The sequence below is a fragment of the Nocardia sp. NPDC059764 genome (genome assembly GCF_042732555.1).
Taxonomy (GTDB): Bacteria; Actinomycetota; Actinomycetes; order Mycobacteriales; family Mycobacteriaceae; genus Nocardia.
On the sequence record NZ_JBHWHH010000001.1, the window covers coordinates 93,083 to 119,108 of the forward strand.

Here is a 26,026-nt window from a genome sequence, read left to right on the forward strand (position 1 = left end):
TCCCAGATAGGGCGCTGTGTTCAGGGGCGGCGGCTACGAGCGTTGAGGGCCGTTGCGCTTCCCAGTCCGAGCACGAGGAATCCCGCGGCCACGTACAGCGATCTGCGCGTGGAATCGGCGAAGCCCTCGGACAACGCGGCGGTGACGGCGGGGCCTTGCGGCCCGAACCGACCCTTGTCGCCCTGTTCGCGCAATCCGGATATGGCCCCGCCGGCCGAGTCTCGGGTCGCGGTGACCAGCCCGGCCGCCGCCGGCGCCGGCAGCTGCTGGATCGAGTCCAGACGGTCGGTGAGGTCGTGCGCCAGGCCGACCGACAGCACCGCGCCGAGGATCGCGGCGCCCAGTGCGGCGCCGAGCTGCCGCACGGTGCTCTGCGTCGCCGAGCCCTGGCCCGACTTCTCCGGTGGGATGTCGGCCAGCACCGTTCCGGCCAACTGTGCGGAGGCAAGCCCCAGTCCGGCGCCGTACACCGCGAGGACCCCGGCGAGCAGCCAGGTCGACGCTGTCGGCGAAACGCACAGCGCGACCGCCGTCACGCCGACCGCCTCCAGCGCCAGTCCCACGATCACCGTGCGCGGCGCGCCGAGCACCCCGGCGACGTGCCGGGCGGAGGCACCGGATGCGAAGGCGCCCAGGGCCATTGCCGCCAGCACCAGGCCGGCGCTCATGGTCGACAGCCCGACCGCGTTGACCAGGAACAACGGCAACACCAGCAGGAGACCGAATTCCCCGATCGCCACGGTCAGCGCGGTCAGATTGCCCCAACTGAAGGTCGGGACCGAGAACAGGCTCAGGTCCAGGATCGCGGATCGGCCGCGGCGGGCGCGATGCCGTTCCCAGACGACGAACAATGCCAGCGCGCCGAGTCCTATCGCCCCGATGACCGGAACCACCGAAACCGGTGCGTGCCGGGGCCATTCGAATCCGAACACGCCGAACTCACCGAGCGGCCGCCACCAGCCCAGGCGCTGACCTTCGATGAGCGCGAAGATCGCGCCGCCGAATCCGATGACACTGAGCAGCAAACCGTCGACATCCAAGCCGGGTTCGCCGACCCCGGCCTTCGTCTCCCGCACCGCGAGCAGCGCGCCGACCAGGACCGCGATCCCGATCGGAATATTGACCAGGAATATCCAGCGCCAGCCGACATAGGTCGTCAGACTGCCGCCGAGCAGCGGTCCCACCGCCGCCATACCGGAGATGACCGCGCCCCACACCGCGAACGCGACAATTCGGTCTTTGCCACGGAAGGTGGCATTCACGCTGGACAGAGTGGCCGGCAACACGAAGGCACCGCCGACACCCTGAACCACCCGCGCGAGGATCAGCCCGGCAGCGGTCGACGCCACGGCGGCGAGCGCACTGCCCGCCAGGAACACCAGCACGCCCGCCACGAATACGCGGCGACGTCCGAGCCGGTCACCGAGACGCCCCGCGGTGAGCAGCAGGGCCGCGAAGACCACCGAGTAGGCGCTGTTGACCCATTGCGCACCGGTCAGGTCGAGCCCGAGATCGGTGACGATCACCGGCAGCGCGACGCCGACGATGGTGCCGTCCACGACGATCATCGACAACCCCGCGGCCAGCACGCCGAGCCCGATCCACGCCCGCCGGTCCGCCCTGGGTTCGTTCGACTCCTCGGTCGTCGTGAGTACCTGATCCCGCGAGCTCCGGCGCGGCGGGGGCAGTCCGGGATCGACCGCAGTTCCTGTATCGCTCCGCATGATCGGAATTCTGCGTGGCCGGTCCACGTCGTCCCAGAGAAGATCGACCCGTTTCGAGATCAAACTTTCGATGGAGTCCGGATCATCAGATCGGGAGTCAGCGATAACCCGTTGACTCCACGCCACCGGGGACGGCACGCGTGATGGGTGAAATCCCGCTGGTCGGCGGGGACAGGATGCAGAATGTCGCCCATGCAGACATTTGCACGAGTGTTGCAGGCTGTCTTTGCCGGCGCACTGGTCGTGGGGGTCGGGCATGGTGTCCCGGCCGCGCCGGCCGCCGCCGCGCCTCAGATTCAGTTGCCGTTTCTGAATGGGGAGCCGGAGGGGGTGCAGGCTCAGGGGGCGGCGTTGGCGGACGGGTTCACCGGGATGTTGTTGTGGTCTCGGGAAGCCAATACGCCGGTGCCGATCGCCAGTATCGCGAAGGTGATGACGGCGATGGTGGTGATCAATGCGAATAGTTTGGATCGGGCCGTCACCGTTCCCGCCGAGGCGATTTCGTATTGCTCGCGGAATGACGGGAGCACGGCGGGGCTGGGGGCGGGAGAGGTGCTCAGTACTCGGCAGTTGTTGTATGCGCTGATGTTGCCGTCGGGGTGCGACGCGGCGTACACGCTCGCCGAGGCTTATGGGCCGGGCCAGGATGTGTTTCTGGGGAGGATGAACGATACGGCTCGGCAGATGGGGCTGGGGGCAACGTATTTCGCCGACCCGAGCGGGTTGCCGGTGCCCGAGGACGGCTCGACGTTCTCGACACCGGCCGATCTGATCGCACTCGGGCTGCGGGCCATGGGGCACCCGGTGTTCCGGGAGGTCGCGGGTTCGCGGAGTTATCACGTGCCGGCGGCGGCGGGGAATCGGGATCACGTGTGGGAGACCACGAATCAGCTGCTGAAGGAGTACCCGGGCGCGATCGGGATCAAGACCGGGTCGACCGACGCCGCGGGCGCGTGCCTGCTGTTCGAGACGGTGCGGGCGGGGATTCCGATGATCGGCGTGGTGCTGCACAGCTCGGCGTGGAGCGGGGCGGTCGCCAAGGATGACGCCTCGCGCATGCTGAACTGGGCTTACCGGCCGATCACGGCCATCATGCCGGGTAGCTAACGCTGGGCCGGGTCCCGGCCCTCGATCACGATCGGGGCGTCGGGACCGAAGGCCATGCCGAAGCGGGGGCGGCCGTCGGGGCCGAAGTTCATGGGCTGGACACGGACGCTGCGGCCCTCCCAGCCGGTGCCGGGTTCCAGACGGGCGTGGTAGGCGATCCACGGGTGGCCGTCGATGGTGAGGAATCCGTTGTGGCCCGGCGCGATAGCTCCCGGGCCGCCCGGCAGGAGGGGGCCACCGGATTTGGTCCAGGCCGCCGGGTTCATGGGATCGCCGCCCGTCGCCAGTTCGAGCAGGCCGATCCGGTAGGTGTCGTCGAAACTGGCGTTGGCGGAGAAGGTTACGAACAGTCGGCCGTCGGGGCCGATGAGCGCCTCGGGCGCCTCGTTGATCTTCAGATCGGCGTCGTTGGGCACGGTCTCCCACTCCGCGGTCGGCGTCGCGATACTCACCCGCTCACCGACCGGCGTCATCGGATCCGACATCCGGACCGCGCAAATGTCCTGCACCCGTGTGTCTTCCGGGTCGCGCAGACACGACCACAGGTAGTACCCGGCGTTCTGATACTGCATGTAGGTGCCGTCGATCGCCCATCCCCCAGGCAGATTCATCTTCCCGAGGTACTCGTAGGGCCCGGCCGGATCATCCCCCACCGACCGCAACGCATACATCCGATGCGTCTCGTTGCGGTCGTCCTCCTGCCCCGCGAAATAGATCCACCACCGATCCCCGATGTGCTGCAACTCCGGCGCCCAGATCTTCGTGCACGCCTCCCCCGGACACTCCCCGTGCTCCCACACCACCTTCGGCTCGCTCTTCCCGAGCCCGCCGAGCGTGTCCGAAGTCCGGATGACGACATTGTCGTCGTTGTAGAAGTCCCCCTGCACCAGATAGAACCGGCTTTGGTGGTAGGCCATGCTCGGGTCGGCTCCCGCGGCGACCACTGGGTTGGCGAATTCCTCGCTATGCGGTCCGGATCCGCGCTGCTCGGCCGTTCCCACCCCCGCGACCGCGGTTCCGAGTCCCACGGTCAGGATGCTCACCAGCCCGAGCACTCTCCGCCAACCCACCAGCCTCACCTCCAGCGACAGTCGAGAGTCAAGTTTCGACGCCGCCGCCCCCGAGTTCAATCAACACCCGCGAAACCCCAGCACCGCACAGCGATTCGCGGGGCGTCAGGCGGCGGCCCAGGCGAAGCCGTCGGGGTCGGCGAAGGCGCCGAGGGGGCCGGTGACGACGAGGCCGTGCGAGCCGGAGCCGGTGACGGGGACGCCGGCCTCCTTGGCGGCGGCCTTGCGGGGGTAGAGGGCGAGCTTGATCGGGGAGTCGGGGAGGTCGAATTCGGCGTACTTGCCGCCGAAGCTCTTGGAGACGGTGAGGCCGCGGGCGACGTAGAACTGCTTGCTGGCCTTCACGTCCTCGACGCCGAGGAGCAGGACGACGCTGTCGACGTCGCGGGTGACGGGGGCGGTGTCCTTCTTCTCGGAGGTGGTGACCTTCCAGATGGTGCCGTCGGGGCCCTGGATCACGCCGCCGTAGCCCCAGAAGCTCTTCTTGGCGGGCTTGATCACGGTGAAGCCGTGCTGGAGGGCGCCGGCGATGAGGCTGTCGGCATTGCCGGGCTGGGCCACGACCAGCGACATGATGAAGCCGCGGAAGCCCTCCGACGGGGCCGACACGGGGGCGAAGGAGAGCTGGTCGCCGAGACCGAAAGCGGCCTCGTAGGCGGCGGCGACAGCGGTGGGATCGGTGGCCTCGAGGGTCACGTCGAGGGCGGTGGAAGCGGCGGCGGCAGCGGTGTTCGTCATGGCTGTAACGCTAGATTTCGGACCGGCCGGCGACATCCGTGGTGACTACGGAACCGACCACGGAGAACACCCACGGATCCCTACCGGCCACCGCCCGGCAGGCGGGTGACCGCGGCGACCACGAGGCGGTAGACGAGATAGGCCGGGACGACGACCAGCACGATCACGCGCAACGCCGTCAGGATCGCGGCCAGGGCGAGGTAGCCGAGACCCATACCGTCGGGTGAACCGAATCCGTGCCGCGCCGACATCAGCGCCATGACCGGGCACAACACGAGGTACACGACCACGGGGATCAGCGGGATGCGGACGAGCCGCCACACCTCGAGCAGCCACGCGGGGATTCTCATCGCGCCAGCTCCGGCCCGGAGGTGAGGAAGGCCAGCAGCAGGGCGTTGCCGATGGCTCCGGCGTTCGTGAACCGCAATCGGTCACCGCTGCGCATCGGCAGGCCCGCCAGGTCGGCAGTGCGGAAGACACGGGTGAACACGTCGTGGTTCCCGAAGGCGCGGGCCGGGGCGAGCGCGAAAGCGGTTGCGGAGACCGAGATTCCGAGGACCACCGGACCGCTGTCGATGTCGCCGGGGCCGGTGGAGCCGCCGCCGTATTCGTGGATGGCTCCGAAGCCGAGGACGCTGCGCTCCTCGCGGAACAAGCCGGTCGCCAGGTCCCGGGCGAGCGCGCGGTCCGCGAAGCCCGCGAAGTAGGCCGCGAGTCCCGTGCCGGACGCGCGCGGGGCGTCGTGCGCGCGGCCGTCGGAGCCCATGCGCTGCCACACCAGGCCGGTGGCCGGATCGATCTGGACCGCGCGCAACTGCCGGGCCCAGTGCGCGAGGACCGCGCTGTGGTCGACGCCGGTGGCGCGGCCGTGCACGGCGATCGCGGCGGCGACGGCGGCCACGTCGGTCGGGTAGGCCTCGCCGGGGAACGTGTCGATCAAGCCGGTCGGAGACGCGAGCAGCCGCCGTTCGTAGGCGGTGACCAGCGCGTCCTGCTGGGCGGCGAGGTCGGGCGGGAAGGCCGGGTCGACCAGGCGGGCCATGCCGAGGGCGAGCGCGGGATAGGAGAGGTAGGCGTGGCCGTGCGGGCTGTCGGGGACCGTGACACCGTCCTCTCCGTGCCAGCCCACCGTGAAGACCGATCGCATCTCGGGGCGCAGTGTCTTGGCGGCCGCGCGGGTGGCGACGGGGGCGTAGCGGGCACGCCATTCGGGGTGGTCCAGGGAGATCTGCGCCAGGCCGAGGGCGGTCATCTGATGAGCGAGCAGGCCCCACATGTCGGCGAGCTCCCCGCCCGATCCGGTGGCGCGCCGCTGGTCGTCGGCGGCTTCGAAGGCCAATAGTTCCTCGGCCAGGCCGTGTACCCGCCCGGGATCCCCGCGGAACCAGGCGTCCGCGTCGCGCCCGCACCACCAGCCCGGCAGTAGCCCGGCGACGGTCACCGCCGCCACGAGACCGGCGACCACCGCGAATGGACGGCGAAACCTGTGTGATCGACGCCCCACGTCGTCCGGACTCCCCATCCCCCGAACGTACAGTGCCGGATCCCGGAACGAACGGTGCCGGATCCCCGAGCAAAAAGTGCGGGGCGCGCCAGATGCCCTGCGCGGCGGCCGCTTTCATTTTCCCGAAAAGGGGGCTGACAATTGTCTCCCCCACGGAGTTCGAGTTTTCCGGCAATTGCTCTCGCGTAGCCCCGGCGGCGGGTGCATTCTGGAGAGAAGACAGGAATTTCCGCTGCTCGAGGGAGGTAGGGACATGGTCAGGGTGACGGCGGTCGAGGCCAACGGCGAACACTGGCATCCGCATCCCGGCGACGCTATCGAGGATCCGCGGGAAGGGCCGGCGCTGATTATGTGCCTGCTCGGAATCGCGGCGCTCGGGATGACGATCGTGGCGGCCGCGTCCAAGTTCTACGGCTGGACCATAATCGGGGCGATTGCCGCTGCGGTGCTTATCGTTTCGGGTCTGCTGTGGATTCGGTTCGAGTACTTCCGCGAATTCCGGCGGGAACAGCAGAGCGGACGGCACGGGCACAATCCCCTGGTCCACGGTGAGTGGCGGGGACGCAAGCTCAGCTCTTGGCAGGTCCGCAAGGGCGAGGGCGTCGAGAGCCTGGAGTCGTGACCGGCTGACCGGCCACGACCCCACGGCCCTCGGGTCCCGGGCTACTTCGCCGGGGACGGAGCCGGGGTGAACGGCTGGTTGATGGTGGTGAAGTACTGGATCGCGGCGGCGATGGCCACCGGGGCGGTCACCAGGATCAAGCCGCCGACGGCGCCGAGCGCGCCCATGGCCGCGGCGCCCGCGAGGCAGCCCACGACCGCACCCGGCAGGAACGAGAACAGGCCGCCGATGATGCCGGTGGCCAGCGTGGCGCCGCCGCCGACCGCGATGCCGCCCAGGGCGCAGCCCACGGCCGCACCACCGATGCCGCCGACCAGGGTGCCGATGGTGGCGCCGACGGAGATGGTGTCCTTCATGCGGTTCCACGCCGCCTGCTCGCGGTCATAGGGGGTCTTCCAGGGCGCGGTGTCCTCGAACGGCAGCGCGACCGGGTGATAGGCCGCGTGGCCCAGATCGAATTGCGGCGTCAGCGTGACCGTGCGGTTCCGGATTTCGGCCGCGATCGGGAACACGAAATCGTCCACCCGGAAAGTCAGTTCGGTTCCGGCTACCACCGTGCCATCGGCGGCTTTGATCTTGAAGACGCCGTTCTCGACATCCATCGTCCCGATATCGGTGGAAATGATGGCCGATCGGTCGGTGGCCGACGCCGAGTAGTGAATGGCGCCCACGTCACCCGTTTCGGGCTGGGCATTTGCCGTACCCGCGGTGATTGCCGTGACGGTGGCCACTAATGCGGTGACCGCTGCGATTCCGCTCTTGCGCATGTGATTTACCTCGATTGAGTATGCCCGCGGAAAAAGAACTCATCGCAGGATCAGTTACTGACAAGCAGACTCTAAGTCGGTTCTCAGCGCATCGGCAATGCATATTTGCCATAAGTGACTCGTAACACAATCGAGATCTCTCGTAGCTGTCTCGTTGTGCGCCAAGGTATTCCATTGTTCACTTGAATGGATTGAAAGTGTCCAGAAGGTGAACACGGCACGGTCGGGCCATCGGCAGCCTGACCGGACAGGCCGTCGAAAGGCCCGTACGGCGGCCGGCACGGGACCTCCGCGACCGGCCGGTTTCCGTCAGAGCTCGTCGAGCTCCGGGATCGGAGGCAGGACCGGCTCGGGCCACTCCTCCAGGGTCGCCACCTGCAGGTGAATGAAGGCCGCGATGCGGTGGCGGGCCGAGGACGGGAGTCGCTCGATGTCGGCCGCGCCGAGGACGTGTGCGCCGAAGGAGTGAGGCTGTGGCGCTTCGGAGTCGGGCGTTTCGGGAACAACCTCTAGCTTCGGCCGCGCAGCAGTAGCCGGGATGACAGGCTCATCCGGGTCTGCGGCAGCGGCGGCGGTTCGCACCATTCCGTGACCATAACCCTTTGGTAACACGCGCGGGAGCCGTTGGCGCACTTGTGTCTTCGCGCTGCGAATTCAGCGAAGCCATTGTAAAGAAAGTTTGAATGTGCAGGCAGACATAGCCATCCGGAAATCCGGTTCGCCTGCGCCGGAACATTAAGGTGATCGGTGTCACTCTGTCAACACTTCGGACAAATCTCCCCGAAGTGACAGGGAAACTCTCCTGAATGCCTCAGATCGGTCGGCTCGCAATGACATACAAGTCACGCGCCGGGCCCGTCGGCTTCTGGCCGATCGGCCATACAGCTCGCAACTGCCGTTCCAAATCCAGACCGGCCACACCGGGCGAAACCAGAATGCCCTCGGCCAATTCGGTCGCCACCGCCAGCGAACTGAGCACCGCGGGCGCGAGGCCTTCGGCGACCGCGGTCTTGATGGCGGTGGTGGAGGACAACTCCAGCGCGATCTCCGGCCGCCATCCCGGAACACCCGCGGTCATGGCGCGCTCGAACGACGTGCGGGTGCCCGAGCCGGGCTCGCGGTAGATGAGCGGGGTGCGGGCCAGCTCGGCGGCGTCGATCTCCGGTCGCCGCGCCCACGGGTGGCCGGGCGCGACGACCACGACCAGCCGATCCCGCGCCACCACATGGCTTTCCAGCTCGCGGGGCAGGTGCGGGCTCTCGACGAATCCGATCCCGGCCCGGCCGTCGAGCACCGCCTTGGCCACCTCGGTCGAATTGCCCGATTCCAGGGCGATGGAGGTGTCCTGCATCCGCGTGCGCAGGGCCATCAGCCATTTGGGGAACAGGTACTCCGCCACGGTCTGACTGGCCGCGACCCGCAACCGCGAATCCCGCTGCGCGCGCAGGCTGTCGATCCCGGCGTCCAGGCGCGCGGCCGCGTCCACCACGTCCCGGGCCCACTCCGCGATCAGCGCCCCCGCCGCGGTGGGCCGCGAACCGAGCGTGGTCCGCTCCAGCACCGGAACGCCGACCAGCTGCTCGAGGTAGCGGATCCGCGAGCTGGCCGACGGCTGACTGATCCCGTGCGCTTTGGCCGCCCGCCCGAGACTGCCCAGCTCGATCACCGAGAGCAGCAGGTCGAGCGCGGACAGGTCCGGTACGCGGGGGGACAACGGCATAGATCGAGTCTATGCACAGACCTCACAGGGGCCCGACGAGCGGGGGGAGGTCGGACGAACGGGTCAGCGCGTGGCGGCGACGCGCTCGATGACCGGCAGCCAGAAGTCGAGCGGCCGCACGGGCAGCCCGACGACCTTGCCCGCGTCGTCCGCGCGGCGCAATGCGATGGCCGCCGCGAAATCGGGGTCGTGCTCGAAGGCGGCGATCTCGGCCGCGGTCATCGGGCCGCCCTGCGCGACCAAGGTGCGCCGACTGAACTCCGACAAGGCCGCGGCGTGCGCCGAATCCGTCGCTGCCAGATACCGTTTCGCGACCACGTGCAGCTCGACCAACCGTGCGACGCGATCGCCCAGCAGGCCGCGGACGGCAGCGGCGCCGTGCTCCCCGTGGCCCGCGTCGTCGCCGGGCACCAGCTTGTGCCCGATGTCGTGCACCAGCCCGGCGACCTGGAGTTCCGCATCGGCGGGGTGGTCGCGGCGCAGCAGTTCGGCGCACTGCCGGTCGTGGTCGAGGATGTCGACCGGATCCCCGCTGCGGTCGGGCATGTCCCAGGCGTCGTGGCAGTCGGCGAGCAGTGCCATGAGGTCGGCGACGGTGTCGAGCGGGGCGGCGGGCGCGCGGTTCACGCCCGCACCCTACGGCGGGGCGCCGGGGCTCGCCACCGCAGCCATGAGCTGTGCGGTGTTCTGCACTGCGCACGTTGTCGGCCACCGCGCTGGTGCCGGAGTCCGGTCGACCCGTCCGGGAATACCCGAACCGGACCCCGATTGAATTGGCTGACATATCCACAATATGGATTCGGATGTGGCTCCGGGCGAATCCGGAACGCATTGGACAATATTCAGCAAACCAACTGTGTGTGACCGGCGAGCGGGTCACCGTGCCTGCGCGCCGGATCCTTCGAAAGGAGCCCCCATGCACGACCTGTCCGGCAAGACGATCCTGATCACCGGCGCGGCCCGCGGCATCGGCGCCGAGACCGCGCGGCAGGCGGTCGGGGCCGGGGCCAATGTCGTGATCGCGGACGTCCTCGACGACGACGGCAAGGCCCTGGCGGCCGAGCTCGGCGCGCGGGCCGTCTACCAGCACCTCGACGTCACCTCCGAGCCCGATTGGGTGGCCGCGCCGGCCGCCGCCCGCGAGGCCTTCGGCGGGACCGTGAACGGCCTGGTCAACAATGCCGGGATCGCCACCGGCGAGCTGCTGGCGAACGAGTCGGTCGAGCATTTCCGCAAGGTCATCGACATCAACCTGGTCGGGGTCTTCCTCGGCATGCGGACCTTCATTCCGGCGCTGAAGGAGGCGGGCGGAGGGTCGATCGTCAATATCTCCTCCGCGGCCGGGCTGATGGGTCTGGCGCTCACCGGCAGCTACGGCGCGTCCAAGTGGGCGGTGCGCGGCATGTCCAAGGTGGCCGCCATCGAGAACGGCGTCGACCGTATTCGGGTGAACTCGGTGCACCCGGGCATGACCTACACGCCGATGACCGCGCAGGTCGGCATCCAGCAGGGTGAGCGCGGCTACCCGAACACCCCGCTGGGCCGGGTCGGTGAGGCCGACGAGATCGCGGCGGCCATCGTCTTCCTGCTCTCGGACGCGGCCTCCTACATCACCGGCGCGGAACTGGCAGTGGACGGCGGCTGGACAGCCGGTCCGACCGTGAAATACGTGATGGGCCAATAAGTCCGGGCGTCAGCGCTTCTCGATCCGGCCGCCCGGCGGGGCGACGGCGCCGCGGGTCCGCAGATACGCCTCCAGGGCGTCGAGATCGATGGGCCCGACCAGGGTTTCGGTGTTCTGCGTGAACACCGAGAAGCCGTCGCCGCCAGCGGCGAGGAAGCTGTTGGTCGACACCCGGTAGACCGCCACCGGATTCAACGGCTCCCCCGCCACCCGGACGCTGCCGTCGATCACCTTGTGCCCCTTGGGCGCGGCGTCGGAGTACGAGTAGGTGATGCCCGCGACCGACAGCACGCCGGGCTTGCTCACATTGTCCCATTGCTGTTCCAGCAGATTCAGGATCTGCTGCCCGGTCAGCGTCACGGCCACCACCTGATTGCCGAACGGCTGCACCGTATATGCCTGCGCGTAGGTGATGTTCCCGCCGGACAGGCCCGCGCGGACGCCGCCGGGGTTCATGAACGCGGCCACCGCTCGCACCGAGGCCATGGCGTCGAGCATGGAGTCGGCGATGACGTCGCCGAGCGGGGAGTCCCCGGCGGGCGCGGGTTCGGCGAGCAGAGGCGCGGCGGCCGAGCCGATGACACGTTCGGCGCGCGGTTTCGATTGCGCGGCGAAGAAGTCCACCAGTTTCGCGGTGGCCAGGTCGGGGGTGATGTCGCGGGTGACGACCCGGTTGACCGCCGAGGCCTCCACTGTGCCGTCGTGGAAGCGCAGCGTCACATCGGTGACGAGGCGGCCGAAGGAAGCCGCCTGGGTGACCACCTTGCCGTCGAGGGTGCAGTTGTAGGCCTGGTGACTGTGCGCGGTGAGCATCACCGAGACGGCGGCATCGGTCCTGTGCGCCAGGGTTTTCACGCCCGCCGAGATGCCGTCGCAGCCGTTGTAGTCCAGCGGTCGGCCCTGGGTCTGCTGGGTTCCGCCATCGTGCAGCAGCGCCACCACGGTTTCCGCGCCCGCGGCCTTCATGGCGGGCACGTATTTGTTGATGGCGTCGGCCTCGTCGCCGAAGCGGTAGCCGCGAATGCCTTCCGGCATGACGATGTTCGCGGTGTCGGGGGTGACCACGCCGACCACACCGATCTTGTGCCCGCCCAGTTCCAGCATGGTCCACGGCCTCGAGCCCTGCGGCTGTTGTCCGTCGGCGTCGGTGACATTGGCGGCCAGGTACGCGAACTTCGCTCCGGTGAACGGCTCGCCCGGGCTGCACCCGTCCAGTGCGCAGCCGCCCTGCTGTAGTCGGCGCAATTCGACGACGCCGTGGTCGAATTCGTGATTCCCGACCGAGGAGGCCGCGACGCCGACCGAATTGAGGAAATCGATGGTCGGCTCGTCGTGGAACAGCGCCGAGACGAGCGGGCTCGCACCCACGTCGTCTCCGGACGCGAGGACCGCGCTGTCCGGATAGGCCGCCTTCAACCGGGCCAGGTGCGCGGCCAGATACACCGCTCCCCCGGCCTGATACGCGCCCACCCTGCCATTGGACCCGTCCGGCGGCTGAAGGTTGCCGTGCAGGTCGTTGAGGCCGAACAAGTGCACCTCACCGGGTTTCGCCCGCGGCAGGTCCGAGGTCGAGACCAGGGGCACGGCACTCGGAGTCGCGGGCGTGGTGTGCTCCGCTCCCCCGCACCCCGCCACCAGGGCCAGGCTCAGCACCGCCGCGCACACACCGAGAACACGCCGACCGCTCATGGTTGTCGACTGTGTCAGACGCCGTCGACGCACGCACGACGGCGGGGTGAATTCCGCCGTCCCCGCCCCGCACACGCCGACGGCCGCCCACCGCTCGGGCGGGCGGCCGTCGAGACGAACGGTCTAGCTGCTGGACGCGCTCGCGAACGGGGTGGCGGCGGGGACGGACGGACGCCGGATCGGGTGCTGCCACAGGCCCTTTCGCTCCAGGATCGGCAGCACGCCCTCACCGAACCAGTACGCCTCCTCCAGGTGCGGGTAGCCCGAGAGCACGAAGTGGGAGATGCCGGCCTTCGAGTACTCGACGAGCCGCTCGGCCACCTCTGCGTGCGAGCCGACCAGGGCGGTGCCCGCGCCGCCGCGGACCAGGCCGACGCCCGCCCACAGGTTGGGGGCGATCTCGAGCCGGTCGGTGCTGCCGTTGTGCAGTTCCGACATGCGGCGCTGCCCCTCGGACTCGCTCTGCGCCAGGGCGGCCTGGACGCGTTCGATATCGGCGGGGTCGATGCCGGCGAGCAGCTTGTCGGCGACCGCCCATGCCTCTTCGGAGGTGTCGCGGGTGATGACGTGGATGCGCAGCCCGTAGTCGAGCTTGCGGCCCGCGTCGACGGCCAGCCCGCGGATCCAGTCCAGCTTGCGGCTCACCGCGAGGACCGGCTCACCCCAGGTCAGGTAGGTGTCGGCGTAGCGGGCCGCGACCGGACCGGCCGGGCCCGAGGACCCGCCGAAGAAGATCGGCGGCACCGGGTCGGGCCGGTTGCTCAGCAGCGCGTTCTCGACGCGAATGTGCTCGCCGTGGAAGGTGACGGGCTCGTGCGAATTCCACAGCGACCGCACCACATCCAGGAACTCGCCGGTCCGCGCGTAGCGGGACTCCTTGTCGGCGAAGTCGCCGTAGGCGGCCTGCTCGCGCGGTTCGCCGCCGGTCACCACATTGATGAACAGCCGTCCGGCCGAATGCCGTTGGAAGGTGCCCGCCATCTGCGCGGCCAGGGTCGGGCTCATCAGGCCCGGACGCAGCGCGACCAGGAACTTCAGCGTCTCGGTGGTCTCGACCAGCATGGCGGTGGTCAGCCAGGCGTCCTCGCACCAGGAGCCGGTGGGGGTGAGCACGGCCTCGAAGCCATTGCTCTCGGCGGCCGCGGCGATCTGGTTGAGGTAGTGCAGCGAGGCGGGCCGGTCCCCGGACATGGGGGTGCCGTGCCCGCCGACCACCAGGCCGCGGGAGTCGCCGGAGGTGGGCAGGAACCAATGGAACGACAAGCTCATGCGGGGACTCCTAGGAGGTGAATCGGTCGTTGAAACGGGTGTCGATGAAGTCGGCGATCCGGACCTTGCCGGGGATCAGCTTGGCGTCGGCGAAGCCGTCGGCCACTTGCTGTTCCGCGGCGATCGTCTCCTCATCGAGCGGATGGTCCTGGTAGTTGGCGCGATTCACGGCCAGCAGGGTGACGTCGTAGGGCACGCCGGTGATCCCCGAGGACTGCTTGGCCCACTCCTCGCGGTGCCCGGTGATCCACACGTGCGCGCGCCGCAGACGTTCCAGCAGATCCCGCACCGCGGCGGCATTCGCCTTGTTGTCCAACGTCTTCGAGCCGGTGACGAAGAAGCTGTCCGGCTTCACGTAGCCGGTGCCGTCGACCAGCACGCGGGCCCCGCCGACCTCGGCCTGCGCGGCGTAGGGATCCCAGACCGTCCAGGCGTCGACGCGACCGGTGGACAGGGCGGCGAGCGCGTCGGCGGGCTGCAGGTACTGCGGCTCGATATCGCTGAAGCTGAGCCCGTTCTTGGTCAGCACCGACAGCAGGTGGTAGTGCGCGGAGCTGCCCTTGGTGACCGCGATCTTCTTGCCGCGCAGGTCCTTCGGGTCCTTGATGGCCGAGTCCTTGGGCACGATCACGGCGTTCGCGGCGACGCCGGAGTCGTAGGATCCCACGATCTTGATCTGCGATTTGGCGGCCGCCGCGAACACCGGCGGCGCGTCACCGACCCCGCCGAAGTCGACCGAGCCGGCGTTGATGCCCTCGAGCAGCGGCGGACCGGCCGTGAAGGTGGACCATTCGATCTTGTACGGCAGATTCTTCATCTCGCCCGACACCTCGAGCTGGGCTTGCAGCGCAAGGCCCTTCTGATCACCGACGTGCAGGGTCACCTGGGACAGATCCACCGAACCGTCCGCGTTCACGCCCTTGGCGTCGTCATTGCCCGAGGAGCACGCCGCGCCCGCGAGGGTCGCGGCGACCGCCAGGGCGGCGAACAGGCGCTTGGTCTTCATTCGGTGGTTCCTTCCGGGGTGACGCCCAGCTCGGCGAGCAGAGCCGCTCGCAGGGCCTGGAATTCGGGGTGGTCGCGCCGCCGGGGGCGCGGCAGGTCGATGGGCAGCTCGCGGCCGATGCGCCCGCCGTCGAGCACCAGGGCGCGGTCGGCCAGCAGCAGCGCCTCGTCCACGTCGTGGGTGACCAGCAGGACGCCGGGCCGGTGCCGGGCCCACAGGTCCAGCACCAGGCCGTGAATCGTGATGCGGGTCAGGGCGTCCAGGGCGCTGAAGGGTTCGTCGAGCAGCAATAGACCCGGTTCCCGGACCAGGGCGCGGGCCAGCGACGCGCGCTGGGCCTCGCCGCCGGAGAGGGTCAGCGGCCAGGCCTCGCCGCGCTCGGCCAGGCCGACTTCGGCCAGTGCCGCGGCAGCCGCCGTCTTGGCGTCGGCGCGGCGCAGGCCGAGAACCACGTTGTCGCGCACCCGCTTCCACGGGACCAGCCGTGGTTCCTGGAAGGCGACCGCGACCTCGCCGGAGACGGTGAGCTCGCCCTCGGTCTCCCGATCGAGGCCCGCCAGTGCCCGCAGCAGGGTGGATTTGCCGGAGCCGCTGCGGCCCAGCAGGGCCACGAACTCGCCGGGGCGGATGTCGAGATCCAGGCCGTGCAGGACGCGGCGCTCGCCGAAGTCCTTGACCAGACCGCGAATTCGCACGACCGAGGTCTCGGCCACCTCCGGGGTCTCGGCACTCGTCGGCGTCTCGGCGGCCGCGGGAGTCTCCGCGCGGACGGTCTCCTCCAGTCCGGCCAGGGTCGCCGCGATCACCGAATCGGTCAGGGTGCCAGGAAGCCGCGTCGCCATGACAGCGCTCTCCTCTCGATCGAACGGACGAGCGCGTCGGTGAGCAGCCCGAGCACGCTGTAGACGAGCAGCCCGACCACGATCACGTCGGTGCGCAGGAATTCGCGGGCGTCGTTGATCATGAAGCCCAGGCCCGCATCGGCATTCACCTGTTCGGCCACGATCAACGCCAGCCAGGCCACGCCCAGCGACTGCCGCAACCCGACCAGGGTCTGGGGCAGCGCGCCCGGCAGCACGATGTGCCGGATCAGTCCCGCGCGGCTGAGCCGCTGCACCTGCGCGAGCTCGGCCAGTTTGCCGTCCACGCTGCGGATGCCCGCGAAGGTGTTGAGGTACAGGGGAATCGCGACGCCGAAGGCGACCAGCACGATCTTGGGCAGCTCACCGATGCCGAACCACAGGATGAACAGCGGGATCAGGCCGTAGAACGGCAGCGTCCGCAGCATCTGCATGAGCGGGTCGACCAGGTACTCCCCCGCTCGGCTCAACCCGGCCGCCAACGCCAGCGCGATACCGGCGGCCGCGCCGATGGCGAATCCCAGCGCCGCACGACTCAGGGACACCGACACGGCCTTGGTCAGCGTGCCGTCCTTGATCAAGTCCACCGCCGTCTCGACGACCGTCACCGGGGAGGCGAGCAGTCGCTCGGGCAGCACCCCGGTCGCGCTTGCCAGCTGCCAGGCCACGACCACCAGCAGCGGCGCGACGAAACGGGCCAGCGCGGAAACGTTCGGCAGGCGTGGCCGGCCCACGACGGGCCGGGCCTGCACGGCAATGGAGGACACGAAGCACCCCTCGGGCGAACGGGACGGGGACCGTGGCGGCCGAGGGCCTTTCGAGCGCCACCTGTCCGACTGTGCCGTTCCCGGCCCGGCCGGTCACCGGTTGGAATCCCCGTGATTCTGGGATCCCGAGGGCCTGGGAGAGCTGTGCGTCGAATGCTGCGGGTCGAGAAAGAAGGGGTGGTGCCGGGTTCCCTCCGCAGCTGGGAACCCGGCACCCGGTCGGCACCGGTGTGGGCGGTGACCGACGTCTAGTGGCCGTCGCGGACGATCTCCACGGCACGGGCGAGAATGCCCAGACCGTGGGTGATCTCGTCATCGCTGACGGTCAAGGGCGGGAGCAGCTTCACGACCTGCTCGGTGGCTCCGGAGGTCTCGACCAGCAGGCCGAGTTCGAAGGCGACCTGGCAGACCTTCTCGGCCTGCGAGGCGTCCTCGAAGACCAGGCCGTGGACCAGACCGCGGCCGCGGGTGGTGATGCCGCCGAAGGATTCGGTGAGCGTGACCAGCTGATCGTGGATGCGGGCGCCCTTGGCCAGGGTGGACCGCTCGAGGGCGTCGTCGGACCAGTACTCGCGCAGCGCGACCTCGGCGGTCACGAAGGCGGTGTTGTGGCCGCGGAAGGTGCCGTTGTGTTCACCGGGCGCCCACTGGTCCAGTTCCCGGCGCATGAGCACCAGCGCCATGGGCAGGCCGTAGCCGCTGATGGACTTGGACACCGCGACGATGTCGGGAGTGATGCCGGCGATCTCGAAGGAGAAGAACGGGCCGGTGCGGCCGCAGCCCATCTGCACGTCGTCGACGATGAGCAGAATGCCGCGGGCCGAACACAATTCGGACAGGGTGCGCAGCCATTCGGCACGGGCCACATTGACCCCGCCCTCGCCCTGCACGGTCTCGACGATGACGGCGGCGGGCTTGTCGAGTCCCGACGAGGTGTCGTCGAGCGCGCGGCGCATCCACGAGAAGTCCTCGGGCTCATCCAGATAGCCGTCGAAGGGCATCGGCGTGGTGTGCACCAGGGGGACGCCCGCGGCGGCGCGCTTGGCGGCGTTGCCGGTGACCGACAGCGCGCCCAGCGTCATGCCGTGGAAGGCGTTGGTGAAGTTCAGGACGGTGGTGCGACCGGTGACCTTGCGGGCCAGCTTGAGCGCGGCCTCCACGGCATTGGCGCCGGTCGGGCCGGGGAACTGGACCTTGTAGTCGAGGCCGCGCGGGGTAAACACCAGATCGCGCATGGTCTCGAGCAGGCGGCGTTTGGCGACGGTGGACATGTCCAGGGCATGGGTGATGCCGTCGGCCATGATGTAGTCGACCAGGGCCTTCTTGAAGACCGGATTGTTGTGACCGTAGTTGAGGGTGCCGGCGCCGGCGAAGAAGTCCAGGAACTCCTTGCCGTTCTCGTCGGTCAGCCACGCGCCGCGGGCGGTGTCGAAAACGGTCGGCCAGGAACGGCAGTAGCCACGCACATTGGATTCGAGCGCCTCGAAAACGGTCGTCTCTGCAATGGTCATCGTGTGGTTCCTAGCGTCGCAACTAAGTGAAACGCTGTTGTTTCTATCACATGGGCGCCGAAGCGAAATCATTTTCTTTCGAATCGGGCGGCCATACCCGCTGCCTATGACCACGTGACGCACACCGCAACAGACCGGCACCCAGCATAACTCGTTGCGGGACACCGGCCGCATCCGTAGGGTCACACCACTGTGCGCAGCGACGTGGGGGTCTACTGGCAGCTGGTCAAAGCAGGGTTTCGCAGACAATCGCACTATCGGCCGGCGATGGCGGCGGGCCTGCTCACCAATCTCGTGTTCGGCTTCGTCCGCGCGGCCGTCCTGATGACGGCCGTCCGCGAGAACAACGGCTTCGGCGGCTACGACCGCGGCACCATCGGGGCCTACATCTGGCTCTCCCAGGGACTACTGGGCGCCATCGCCTTCTGGATGCTGCCCGACATCGTGGAACGCATCCGCACCGGCGACGTCGCCATCGACTTCCTGCGACCCGTCGACATCCAGTTCGCGCACCTCGCGGAATACCTGGGACGCGCGGGGTTCTCACTGCTGCCGCGCGGGCTGCCCAGCATCCTGGCCGGGGCGCTCACCTTCGGACTCGCCTTCCCGGCCACGCCCGGCCCGTACGCGCTGGGCGCGATCAGCCTGCTGCTGGCCATGGTCCTGTCGTTCCTGTCCATGTTCGCGGTCAGCCTCGCCGGGTTCTGGCTCATCGAGACGCGCGGACTGCGGTCCCTGCACATGATCTGCGGGACCTTCCTGGCCGGACTGTTCGCGCCGGTCCACCTGTTCCCGGGCTGGCTGCGCGCCGTCGCCTACTCCACCCCGTTCCCGTCCATGCTGCAATGGCCGGTCGATCTGCTGTCCGGGCGAACCACCGGGTGGGCTGCGGTGGAAATCGTTGCCGTGCAATGCTTCTGGTTGGTGGTTCTGGTCGGGCTCGGGCAACTGCTGCTGCGGGCGGGACGCCGCAAGCTGGAGGTGCAGGGTGGGTGAGGCGATCCCCTCACGTCTGGCGCCCTATCGCGCGGTCCTCGGATCCCGGCTGCGCGCGCAACGCGCGTACCCGCTGTCCTTCGCCACGGATGTGCTGAGCGCCTTCCTGATCGGGCTGATGGAGTTCGCCGAAATGTGGGTGGTCTTCCACAATGTGCGGCAACTGGGCGGGCTCGATCTGAACGGCATGCTGCTGCTGTTCGGCATGAGCAATACCTGTTTCGCCATCGCCGACATGGTGGTCGGGCACGCCGACACGCTGCCCACCTACATTCGGATGGGCACCCTCGACGCGTACTACCTGCGGCCGCAACCACTGCTGCTCCAGCTCATGACCAGTGATGTGCAATTGCGGCGGCTGGCGCGCATCGCGGTGGCCGCCACCGTGCTCGCGTTCGGCCTGGCGCGCAACGACATCCACTGGTCCTCAGCGCACCTGGTGCTGTTCGTGGTCACCGTGGCCTCCGGAATCGCCATCTTCGCAGGGCTTTTCGTGTGCGCCGCCGGGGTGCAGTTCTTTCTGATCGACGGTTCGGAGCTGACGAATTCCTTCACCTACGGCGGCTCCTACGCCTCGATGCAACCGACCTCGGTGTTCCCCACCCCGATGAAACTCGTGTTCGGATTTCTGATTCCGGTCGCCTTCACCTCCTATCTGCCCGCCATCGCGTTGCTCGGATTGCCCGGGCCCGCGCCGCTGCCGGGCTGGCTGGCGTGGGCGGCCCCGGTGGCGGCGGCCTGGGTATGGGCGGTGGCGCTGTTCCTGTGGCGGCTCGGGACCAGGCACTATCAAGGAGGCGGCGGATGAGCGGGACCCGGACCGGCGAGCGGGCCATCATCGAGATCGAGGGCCTGACACGGACTTTCACGGTCAGCAAGAAGGAGGGCCGCTGGCGACGGCGGCGCGAGGTGCTGACCGCCGTGGACGACATGAGTTTCCGTGTCGAGCCCGGCGCGGCGGTCGGGTATATCGGCGCGAACGGCGCGGGCAAGTCCACCACCATCAAGATGATCACCGGGATCCTGGTGCCCTCGGCCGGACGGTTGCGGACCTGTGGACTGGACCCGGTGCGGCAGCGCCGCGAACTGGCCTCACGGATCGGCGTGGTGTTCGGGCAGCGCTCACAGCTGTGGTGGGATCTGCCGCTGCGCGAATCGTTCTCGATCCTGGCGGCCATCCACCGGCTCGAACCGGGCGCCGCGCGGGCTCGCACCGCCGAGCTCATCACGCAGCTGGAGATGGGCGGCACCCTCGACACGCCGGTGCGACAGCTGTCGCTGGGGCAGCGCATGCGCGCGGAAGTCGCGGCGGCGCTGCTGCATTCGCCGGAACTGGTCATCCTCGACGAGCCGACCATCGGCCTGGATGTGTTGTCCAAGCAGCGATTACGCGAATTCCTGCGGCACGAGCGCACCCAGCGCGGCACCACCCTGTTGCTCACCACCCACGACATGGGCGATATCGAGCGGTTGTGCGAGCGGGTGCTGGTGGTCGATCACGGGCGGCTGATCTACGACGGCACCCTGACCGGGCTCGGCGCGACCGTCGGCGCGCAACGCGTGCTCACCGTCGACCTCGCCGAGCCCACCGCGGACCTCGACGACCTGCCCGGGGCGAAACTGCTCGACAGCGCGGGCGCGGGCATGCGGCAGCGGCTGGCCTTCGATACCGAGGCCACCACCGCCGCGCAGTTGCTCGCGGCCGTGTCGGCGCGCGCCGAGGTCCGCGACCTGTCCATCGAGGAACCCGATATCGAGGACGTGGTGCGGCGGCTCTACGAGGCCGCGGCGTCGGGCTCCCTCGCACCCTGATCGAGCCGGAACGGCGGATAGACGTCGGTCATGAGCGAGGCGTAGGCGCGCACCCGCAACGACCAGCGGTTGATGCCCATCAGGAAGTCGTACAGGCCCTGCGGGTAGACGCCGGTGAACAGCAGCGCGATCACCGCGACCAGCACGAGAATCGCCATGGGCGCGAACGAGTTCCGGCCGCCGTACACCAGCGCCGCCACGATCAGATACTGCGGAATTGCGAGCAGCCACCATTTGATCAGGGCCAGGCCGCGGCTGAAGCGTTCGGGATAGTCGACCTCCAGGTCCGCCGGATATGCCGGGTCAGGTTCCAAACTGAACGGTGGGTATTTATCGGTGCCCAGCTGCGAGAAGGCATAGAAACGCACCCGCCAACTCCAGCGCAGCACACCGACATTGAAATCGAACAGCGCTCTCGGATACTGCTCGGTAATGAGGATGGCGAAGAAGGCGACGACACTGACCGCGAGATAGGCGATGCTCAGAAAGAGCAGGACGATCAGGTGTGGAATAGCAAGTATCCACTTGACTATCCACAGCCAGCGGGAGACCGCGGGATCGAGATCCCCTCGTACACGAACCGGATAAACAGGACTTGGCTGCATGGCCGTCACTCCTCTCGACCGGCGGCGCACACCTGGCGACCACCGCGCGAACAGCGGTGAGCCGTTGTTCACCCCATTGTTTCCCCGGCGACGCGAAGATCACATCTGCTTCTCACACATTGTGACCAGATTCGTAATAGCGCGCGCGACACCGAGTTCCGCACACCACATCGGCATCGTTCGAATTGCGGACCAGGGTCGGGTGTGCGACGTTGCTGACTATTCTCCATGTGCTCGGCCCGGGTCGGCACGCCAGCTGATAATCGGGAGACGGAGTGAAGGTGGGTACGGCGAAAATGTTGCCGCCGGGTAACGTGAAGCTCACGCCGCCACGGGAATTGATCCGGCCGCGCACCATCGCGGCGCGCCTGCGCCGCATCCTGATCTTCTCCGTCGCGCTGGTGCTGGCCCTGCTGGCCGTCATCATCACCCACCAGGTCAACAGTTTCCGCGACACCGGCGAGACCGCGCGGGCGGTGCGCCTCGCCCTGGACGTCCAGGACCTGGTGCACGAGATCCAGCGCGAACGCGGCCTCACCAACGGCATGCTCGGCGGCGACGCCGCGGCCCGGCCCGCCATCGGCAACCAGCGCTTGGCCACCGATACCGCACTGCAGCAGCTGAATCAGACCCTGAGCGATCAGCCGCCGGGCGCCGATCAGGTCCGCTCGGGGCTGTCCCAGTTCTCCGGCGTCACCGCCAACCGGTCCGACGTCGACGCCGGGCGCAGCGACCGTGCCGCGTCGTTCACCTTCTACACCAATGCCATCGCCGCGCTGAACCAGGCACGGCCCGGCCTCGACCACGCGCCCGACCCACAGCTGTGGCGAGGCCTGCAATCGCTGCACGACCTCGGCGACGTCAAGGAGTTCACCGCCCAGGAGCGCGGCTTCCTCGCGGGCGTCTTCGCCGCGGGCGAGTTCGGCCCCGGCGAGTACGTGAAGTTCCTCGACATCCGCGCCGCCAAGCAGGCCGCCATCACCGGATTCGAACGCGACGCCACCCCCGCGCAGCGGTCGAAGCTGTACGCCGCCATGCAGACCGACGAGTCCATCCGGGTGAACACCGCCGAGGCCGTCGCCATCGCCTCCATCCGCGGACCCCTCACCGAACCGGTGAACCCGGCCGACTGGTGGCGCGAGATGAGCTCGGTCATCGACGGCGAACGCACCGTGCAGCGCAGCATCGGCGGCGAGATCACCGGCCGGGCCGGCGACCTGCGCCGCGACGCCACCCTGGTGCTCGCGCTGTACCTGCTGGCCGCCGCGCTCGCCATTGCCGCCCAGGTGTGGCTGGTGGTGGCCACCGTGCGCGCCATCGTGCGACCGCTCGCCGACCTCGCCGAGGAAGCCGGCGTGGTGGCCGGGCGGCGACTGCCGCAGCTCATCGAGGCCTGGCAGAACTCCGACAACGCCGACCCGGAACCGCCCGAACCGGTCCGCGCCGACGAGAGCGCCGGCGCCGAGATCGCGTCCGTGGCCACCGCCCTGGACCGGGTGCAGACCACCGCCTACGAACTCGCCTCCGCCCAGGCCCGGCTGCGCCGCAACTCCACCGAATCCATGGCCAACCTGGCCCGGCGCAATCAGAACCTGGTGCGCCGCCAGCTCGGCCTGATCAGCGAGTTCGAACGTGAGGAACTCGACCCCAACGCGCTGTCCAACCTCTTCGAACTCGACCACCTGGCCACCCGCATGCGCCGCAATGCCGAGAGCCTGTTGGTGCTGGTCGGCGAATCCAGCCCGCGCCGCTGGTCCAAGCCCATCCCGCTGACCGACGTCATCCGGGCCGGACTGTCCGAGGTCGACGACTACCGGCGGGTGGTGCTGCGCCGGGTGGACGACACCGCCATCGCGGGCGCGCACGTCAGCGAGGTCGCGCACATGCTCGCCGAACTCATCGAGAACGGGCTGTCGTTCTCCCCGCCCGACCTCGAGGTGGAGATCTACGGCCGCCGCCTGGGCTCGCGGTACATGATCGCGGTCGTCGACCACGGCGTCGGCATGCCGCCCGACCAGCTCGCCACCGCCAATGCCCGGCTGCGCGGCGAGGCCGACTTCCTGGTCGCGCCCACCCGGTTCCTCGGGCACTACGTGGTGGGCCGGCTGGCGCGGCGGCTCGGCATCGAGGTCGAGCTCACGGTGTCGCCGACCAGCGGTGTGGTGGCACGCATGCTGCTGCCGACCGAGCTGCTCGGCGACCCCGCCGCCGACCGGCCCGCCGCACCGCAGGACTCGAAACACGCGGCGGGAGCGCAGCTTCCGACCGTGGTGGGCACCATGCCCGAGTCCAAGCCCGGCCGCCACAGCTCCACGCCCGCGGTGGCACCGGCTGCCCTCGCGGAGCCTCCGGAGGACGAGGCGGAGCCCTCGGCCCCCGCCGCCACCGACCCCGTCTACGACACGGCCGCCGCGTTCGCGGCCCTCACCGAGATCATCGGCGACGTGGGCTCCGCGGCCCCGAGCGAACCCACCGGCGGCAATGGTTCGCCGGTGCGCCCCAACACGATCAAGCTCGTTCCGCGCCCGGACAAGGATCAGCAGGCCCCGGCGCCGACGCCCACGGTCTCGCGGCCCGCGTCGACCGGCCCGGTCACCGATTCCGCCGCGCTGCCGCCTGTTCCGGCACCGCCGATCACGACATCCGGTGCGGCCGTCACACCCGGCGCCCCGCGGGCAACCGGCACCGCGGGCACGACGGCCGCGACCGAGAACCCCGGCACGGCTTCGGCGACCACCGTGAAGCCCGCCGGGACGACGGGCGGCGGTACCGCGGCCGCCGCGCCGAAGACCGCTGCCGTGGAGCCGGTTTCGCCGGGCTCACCGGCGGCGGGGCCGGACGTTTCGGGAGCCGTCCCGGAGGTGCAACGTACGCGAAACGGTCTCGTCAAGCGGAGCCGGAAGACTCGCGGGCACACGGGCGCCACTCCGGGTGGCGCTCAACCGGCAGCCGGGCGGCCAACCCCGACGCCGGTCGCGGACCGTTCACCCGACGAGATACGCAGCATTTTGGCCGGATTCCGATCCGGGCATCAGCGCGGGCAGGGCGGCGAACCGCCCCGACCCGGATCGCGAGCATAGGAGGACACCGGGTGACCACCCATTACACCGATACCGATCCGCACACCTTCAACTGGCTGCTGGCGGATTTCGTGCGCACCACCGACGGCGTCCGTGACGCCGTCGCGGTGTCCTCCGACGGGCTACTCATGGCCATGTCCCAAGGCTTGGACCGCAATGGCGCCGACCGGCTGGCCGCCATCGTCTCCGGCCTCACCAGCCTGGGCCGAAGCGCTTCCCGCAGTTACGATTTCGACGGCCTGCGGCTGGTCATGATCGAGATGGGACGCGGGTTCCTGCTGGTGTCGGCCATGGCCAACGGCAGCTGCATCGGCGTCATCGCCGACCACAACGCCGATGTCGGGCTGGTCGGCTACCAGATGGCGGTGCTGGCCGACCGGGCCGGCGCGCTGCTCACCCCGGCGCTGATCAGTGAACTGCGAGAATCGTTGAGCCGATGAATGATTCGCATCGGCTGCCGGACGCGCGCATGATCGCACCGACCCGCCCCAGCGGCTGGTCCGGCGCGCCCGCGCCCGGCGCCCGACCGACAGGATTTCACGACTCCGACGAACCGGTGGTAAGACCCTTCATGATCACCTCCGGACGCACCACCCCCGTCGTCGACGGGCTGCGCATCGAGGCTCTGGTGCGCGCCACCCCGGCGGCATTGTCCGCACCGCTACGCTTCGAACTCGAACGGGTGGCACGACTGTGCCAGCGCCCGCATTCCATCGCCGAAATCGGTGCGGCCCTACGGGTACCGATCGGGGTGGCGCGGGTGCTGGTCAGTGATCTGGTGTCGGCCGGGCACGTGTCGGTGGGACGCACCGACGAACTCTCCACCGCTGCTCTGGAAAGGATCCGGGACCTTGTTCGGAACCTCTGATATATCCGGCGATCCGCTGCCGCTGGCCTCCTCGGTGAAGGTGGTGACCAGCGGCGGATTCGGGGTCGGGAAGACCACCTTCATCGGGGCGATCTCCGAGATCGAACCGCTGTCCACCGAGGCCGCCATGACCGAAGTGTCGGTGGGACTGGACGATCCGGGCCTGGCCACCGGCAAGACCACCACCACGGTCGCGCTGGACTTCGGGCGCATCACCCTCGACGCCGGTCTGGTGCTCTACCTGTTCGGCACGCCCGGCCAGGAGCGCTTCGAATTCCTCTGGGACGATCTGCTCGACGGCGCGCTGGGCGGCATCGTGCTGGTCGACACCGGTCGGGTCGAGGACTGCTACCCGGTGCTGGACTTCTTCGAGCAGCGCGGGACGCCGTTCGTGGTGGCGGTCAACCGATTCGAGTCCGGATCACGCTTCGAGCTGAGCGAGGTCCGCGAGGCGCTGGACCTGTCCCCCGCCATCCACCTCATGGACTGCGACGCCCGCGATCGGGAGTCGGTGAAGCTGGTGCTGGTGGCGCTGCTGGAGCAGATCCTGCAAACGCGCCGCGCCCCGGCGCTGGCCGGCTGAACCGGCCGCGGGACCGGAACAAAAATCGCCCCGGGTGCGAACGC

26 protein-coding genes are annotated in these 26,026 nt (G+C 69.1%); 10 read left to right on the top strand and 16 right to left on the bottom strand.

Going from position 1 to position 26,026, the window contains the following annotated elements; translation table 11 throughout:
• Positions 1–20 precede the first annotated feature (20 nt).
• On the bottom strand, positions 21–1,724 hold the full coding sequence (locus tag ACFV4K_RS00450) for an MFS transporter (protein WP_379270859.1): 1,704 nt from the start codon (positions 1,722–1,724) through the stop codon (positions 21–23).
• Between the two features lie 192 nt (positions 1,725–1,916).
• On the opposite strand from ACFV4K_RS00450, the gene ACFV4K_RS00455 reads away from it, so the two are divergent.
• Entirely contained in the window at positions 1,917–2,831 is a 915-nt protein-coding gene (locus ACFV4K_RS00455) for a D-alanyl-D-alanine carboxypeptidase family protein (protein WP_379270861.1), read from the top strand.
• Here the strand turns inward: ACFV4K_RS00455 and ACFV4K_RS00460 are convergent.
• From ACFV4K_RS00460 to ACFV4K_RS00475, 4 genes are all read right to left on the bottom strand, one after another.
• Complete coding sequence (locus ACFV4K_RS00460) at positions 2,828–3,901, bottom strand: family 43 glycosylhydrolase (protein ID WP_379270863.1); 1,074 nt, start codon at positions 3,899–3,901, stop codon at positions 2,828–2,830. The two genes, ACFV4K_RS00455 and ACFV4K_RS00460, sit on opposite strands and share 4 nt — an antisense overlap.
• A 105-nt stretch (positions 3,902–4,006) precedes the next feature.
• Positions 4,007–4,639: a glyoxalase gene (locus ACFV4K_RS00465; protein ID WP_379270864.1), complete on the bottom strand. Its 633-nt coding sequence runs from the start codon at positions 4,637–4,639 to the stop codon at positions 4,007–4,009.
• A gap of 80 nt (positions 4,640–4,719) precedes the next feature.
• A complete protein-coding gene (locus ACFV4K_RS00470) occupies positions 4,720–4,989 on the bottom strand; it encodes a hypothetical protein (RefSeq protein ID WP_379270865.1) in 270 nt (89 codons plus the stop codon).
• On the bottom strand, positions 4,986–6,104 hold the full coding sequence (locus ACFV4K_RS00475) for a hypothetical protein (protein ID WP_379270867.1): 1,119 nt from the start codon (positions 6,102–6,104) through the stop codon (positions 4,986–4,988). Before ACFV4K_RS00475 ends, ACFV4K_RS00470 begins: the two co-directional genes overlap by 4 nt.
• Before the next feature lie 292 nt (positions 6,105–6,396).
• Here ACFV4K_RS00475 and ACFV4K_RS00480 point away from each other — a divergent pair, with 292 nt between their 5' ends.
• Positions 6,397–6,765 (top strand): hypothetical protein, encoded by a 369-nt coding sequence (locus ACFV4K_RS00480; RefSeq protein WP_379270868.1) that lies wholly within the window; start codon positions 6,397–6,399, stop codon positions 6,763–6,765.
• Between the two features lie 41 nt (positions 6,766–6,806).
• On the opposite strand, the gene ACFV4K_RS00485 is transcribed toward ACFV4K_RS00480, so the two are convergent.
• The 4 genes from ACFV4K_RS00485 to ACFV4K_RS00500 form a co-directional block, all read right to left on the bottom strand.
• Positions 6,807–7,532: a hypothetical protein gene (locus ACFV4K_RS00485; RefSeq protein WP_379270870.1), complete on the bottom strand. Its 726-nt coding sequence runs from the start codon at positions 7,530–7,532 to the stop codon at positions 6,807–6,809.
• 309 nt (positions 7,533–7,841) lie between these two features.
• On the bottom strand, positions 7,842–8,117 hold the full coding sequence (locus ACFV4K_RS00490; RefSeq protein ID WP_379270871.1) for a hypothetical protein: 276 nt from the start codon (positions 8,115–8,117) through the stop codon (positions 7,842–7,844).
• Between the two features lie 226 nt (positions 8,118–8,343).
• A complete protein-coding gene (locus ACFV4K_RS00495) occupies positions 8,344–9,252 on the bottom strand; it encodes a LysR family transcriptional regulator (protein WP_379270873.1) in 909 nt (302 codons plus the stop codon).
• A 63-nt stretch (positions 9,253–9,315) separates the two neighbouring features.
• Positions 9,316–9,879, bottom strand: a complete 564-nt coding sequence (locus ACFV4K_RS00500; protein ID WP_379270874.1) for an HD domain-containing protein — start codon at positions 9,877–9,879, stop codon at positions 9,316–9,318.
• A gap of 289 nt (positions 9,880–10,168) precedes the next feature.
• Here ACFV4K_RS00500 and ACFV4K_RS00505 point away from each other — a divergent pair, with 289 nt between their 5' ends.
• Entirely contained in the window at positions 10,169–10,936 is a 768-nt protein-coding gene (locus tag ACFV4K_RS00505; RefSeq protein WP_379270876.1) for a glucose 1-dehydrogenase, read from the top strand.
• A 9-nt stretch (positions 10,937–10,945) separates the two neighbouring features.
• Here ACFV4K_RS00505 and ACFV4K_RS00510 read toward each other — a convergent pair whose 3' ends face one another.
• The 6 genes from ACFV4K_RS00510 to ectB form a co-directional block, all read right to left on the bottom strand.
• A complete protein-coding gene (locus ACFV4K_RS00510) occupies positions 10,946–12,625 on the bottom strand; it encodes a bifunctional metallophosphatase/5'-nucleotidase (RefSeq protein WP_379270878.1) in 1,680 nt (559 codons plus the stop codon).
• Positions 12,626–12,748: 123 nt separating this feature from the next.
• Positions 12,749–13,894 (bottom strand): LLM class flavin-dependent oxidoreductase, encoded by a 1,146-nt coding sequence (locus ACFV4K_RS00515; RefSeq protein ID WP_379270880.1) that lies wholly within the window; start codon positions 13,892–13,894, stop codon positions 12,749–12,751.
• A 10-nt stretch (positions 13,895–13,904) separates the two neighbouring features.
• Entirely contained in the window at positions 13,905–14,900 is a 996-nt protein-coding gene (locus tag ACFV4K_RS00520) for an ABC transporter substrate-binding protein (RefSeq protein ID WP_379270882.1), read from the bottom strand.
• Positions 14,897–15,742: an ABC transporter ATP-binding protein gene (locus tag ACFV4K_RS00525; protein WP_379270883.1), complete on the bottom strand. Its 846-nt coding sequence runs from the start codon at positions 15,740–15,742 to the stop codon at positions 14,897–14,899. The genes ACFV4K_RS00520 and ACFV4K_RS00525 overlap by 4 nt, the downstream gene beginning before the upstream one ends.
• Positions 15,715–16,527, bottom strand: coding sequence for an ABC transporter permease (locus tag ACFV4K_RS00530; RefSeq protein ID WP_379270885.1), 813 nt, complete (start codon positions 16,525–16,527; stop codon positions 15,715–15,717). The genes ACFV4K_RS00525 and ACFV4K_RS00530 overlap by 28 nt, the downstream gene beginning before the upstream one ends.
• 248 nt (positions 16,528–16,775) lie before the next feature.
• Positions 16,776–18,038 carry a diaminobutyrate--2-oxoglutarate transaminase gene (ectB, locus tag ACFV4K_RS00535; protein ID WP_379270887.1) on the bottom strand — a complete coding sequence of 421 codons (1,263 nt, stop codon included), beginning with the start codon at positions 18,036–18,038 and terminating at the stop codon, positions 16,776–16,778.
• 192 nt (positions 18,039–18,230) lie between these two features.
• Here ectB and ACFV4K_RS00540 point away from each other — a divergent pair, with 192 nt between their 5' ends.
• The 3 genes from ACFV4K_RS00540 to ACFV4K_RS00550 are packed head-to-tail and all read left to right on the top strand — an operon-like array spanning position 18,231 to position 20,846.
• Entirely contained in the window at positions 18,231–19,034 is an 804-nt protein-coding gene (locus ACFV4K_RS00540) for an ABC transporter permease (RefSeq protein ID WP_379270889.1), read from the top strand.
• Positions 19,027–19,842, top strand: a complete 816-nt coding sequence (locus tag ACFV4K_RS00545; RefSeq protein ID WP_379270890.1) for an ABC transporter permease — start codon at positions 19,027–19,029, stop codon at positions 19,840–19,842. The genes ACFV4K_RS00540 and ACFV4K_RS00545 overlap by 8 nt, the downstream gene beginning before the upstream one ends.
• Positions 19,839–20,846 carry an ATP-binding cassette domain-containing protein gene (locus ACFV4K_RS00550; RefSeq protein ID WP_379270891.1) on the top strand — a complete coding sequence of 336 codons (1,008 nt, stop codon included), beginning with the start codon at positions 19,839–19,841 and terminating at the stop codon, positions 20,844–20,846. The genes ACFV4K_RS00545 and ACFV4K_RS00550 overlap by 4 nt, the downstream gene beginning before the upstream one ends.
• On the opposite strand, the gene ACFV4K_RS00555 is transcribed toward ACFV4K_RS00550, so the two are convergent.
• Complete coding sequence (locus ACFV4K_RS00555; protein WP_379270901.1) at positions 20,810–21,451, bottom strand: DUF4389 domain-containing protein; 642 nt, start codon at positions 21,449–21,451, stop codon at positions 20,810–20,812. The genes ACFV4K_RS00550 and ACFV4K_RS00555 overlap by 37 nt on opposite strands.
• A gap of 281 nt (positions 21,452–21,732) precedes the next feature.
• Here ACFV4K_RS00555 and ACFV4K_RS00560 point away from each other — a divergent pair, with 281 nt between their 5' ends.
• Genes ACFV4K_RS00560 through ACFV4K_RS00575 form a run of 4 tightly spaced genes read left to right on the top strand, consistent with a single transcriptional unit; the run spans position 21,733 to position 25,982 of the window.
• A complete protein-coding gene (locus ACFV4K_RS00560; RefSeq protein WP_379270893.1) occupies positions 21,733–24,531 on the top strand; it encodes a nitrate- and nitrite sensing domain-containing protein in 2,799 nt (932 codons plus the stop codon).
• An 11-nt stretch (positions 24,532–24,542) separates the two neighbouring features.
• Entirely contained in the window at positions 24,543–24,971 is a 429-nt protein-coding gene (locus ACFV4K_RS00565) for a roadblock/LC7 domain-containing protein (protein ID WP_357090392.1), read from the top strand.
• Positions 24,968–25,399: a DUF742 domain-containing protein gene (locus ACFV4K_RS00570; RefSeq protein WP_379270894.1), complete on the top strand. Its 432-nt coding sequence runs from the start codon at positions 24,968–24,970 to the stop codon at positions 25,397–25,399. Before ACFV4K_RS00565 ends, ACFV4K_RS00570 begins: the two co-directional genes overlap by 4 nt.
• A gap of 22 nt (positions 25,400–25,421) precedes the next feature.
• The gene (locus ACFV4K_RS00575; protein ID WP_379270903.1) at positions 25,422–25,982 is read left to right on the top strand and encodes an ATP/GTP-binding protein; all 561 of its coding nucleotides are present in this window, start codon (positions 25,422–25,424) and stop codon (positions 25,980–25,982) included.
• Positions 25,983–26,026 lie beyond the last annotated feature (44 nt).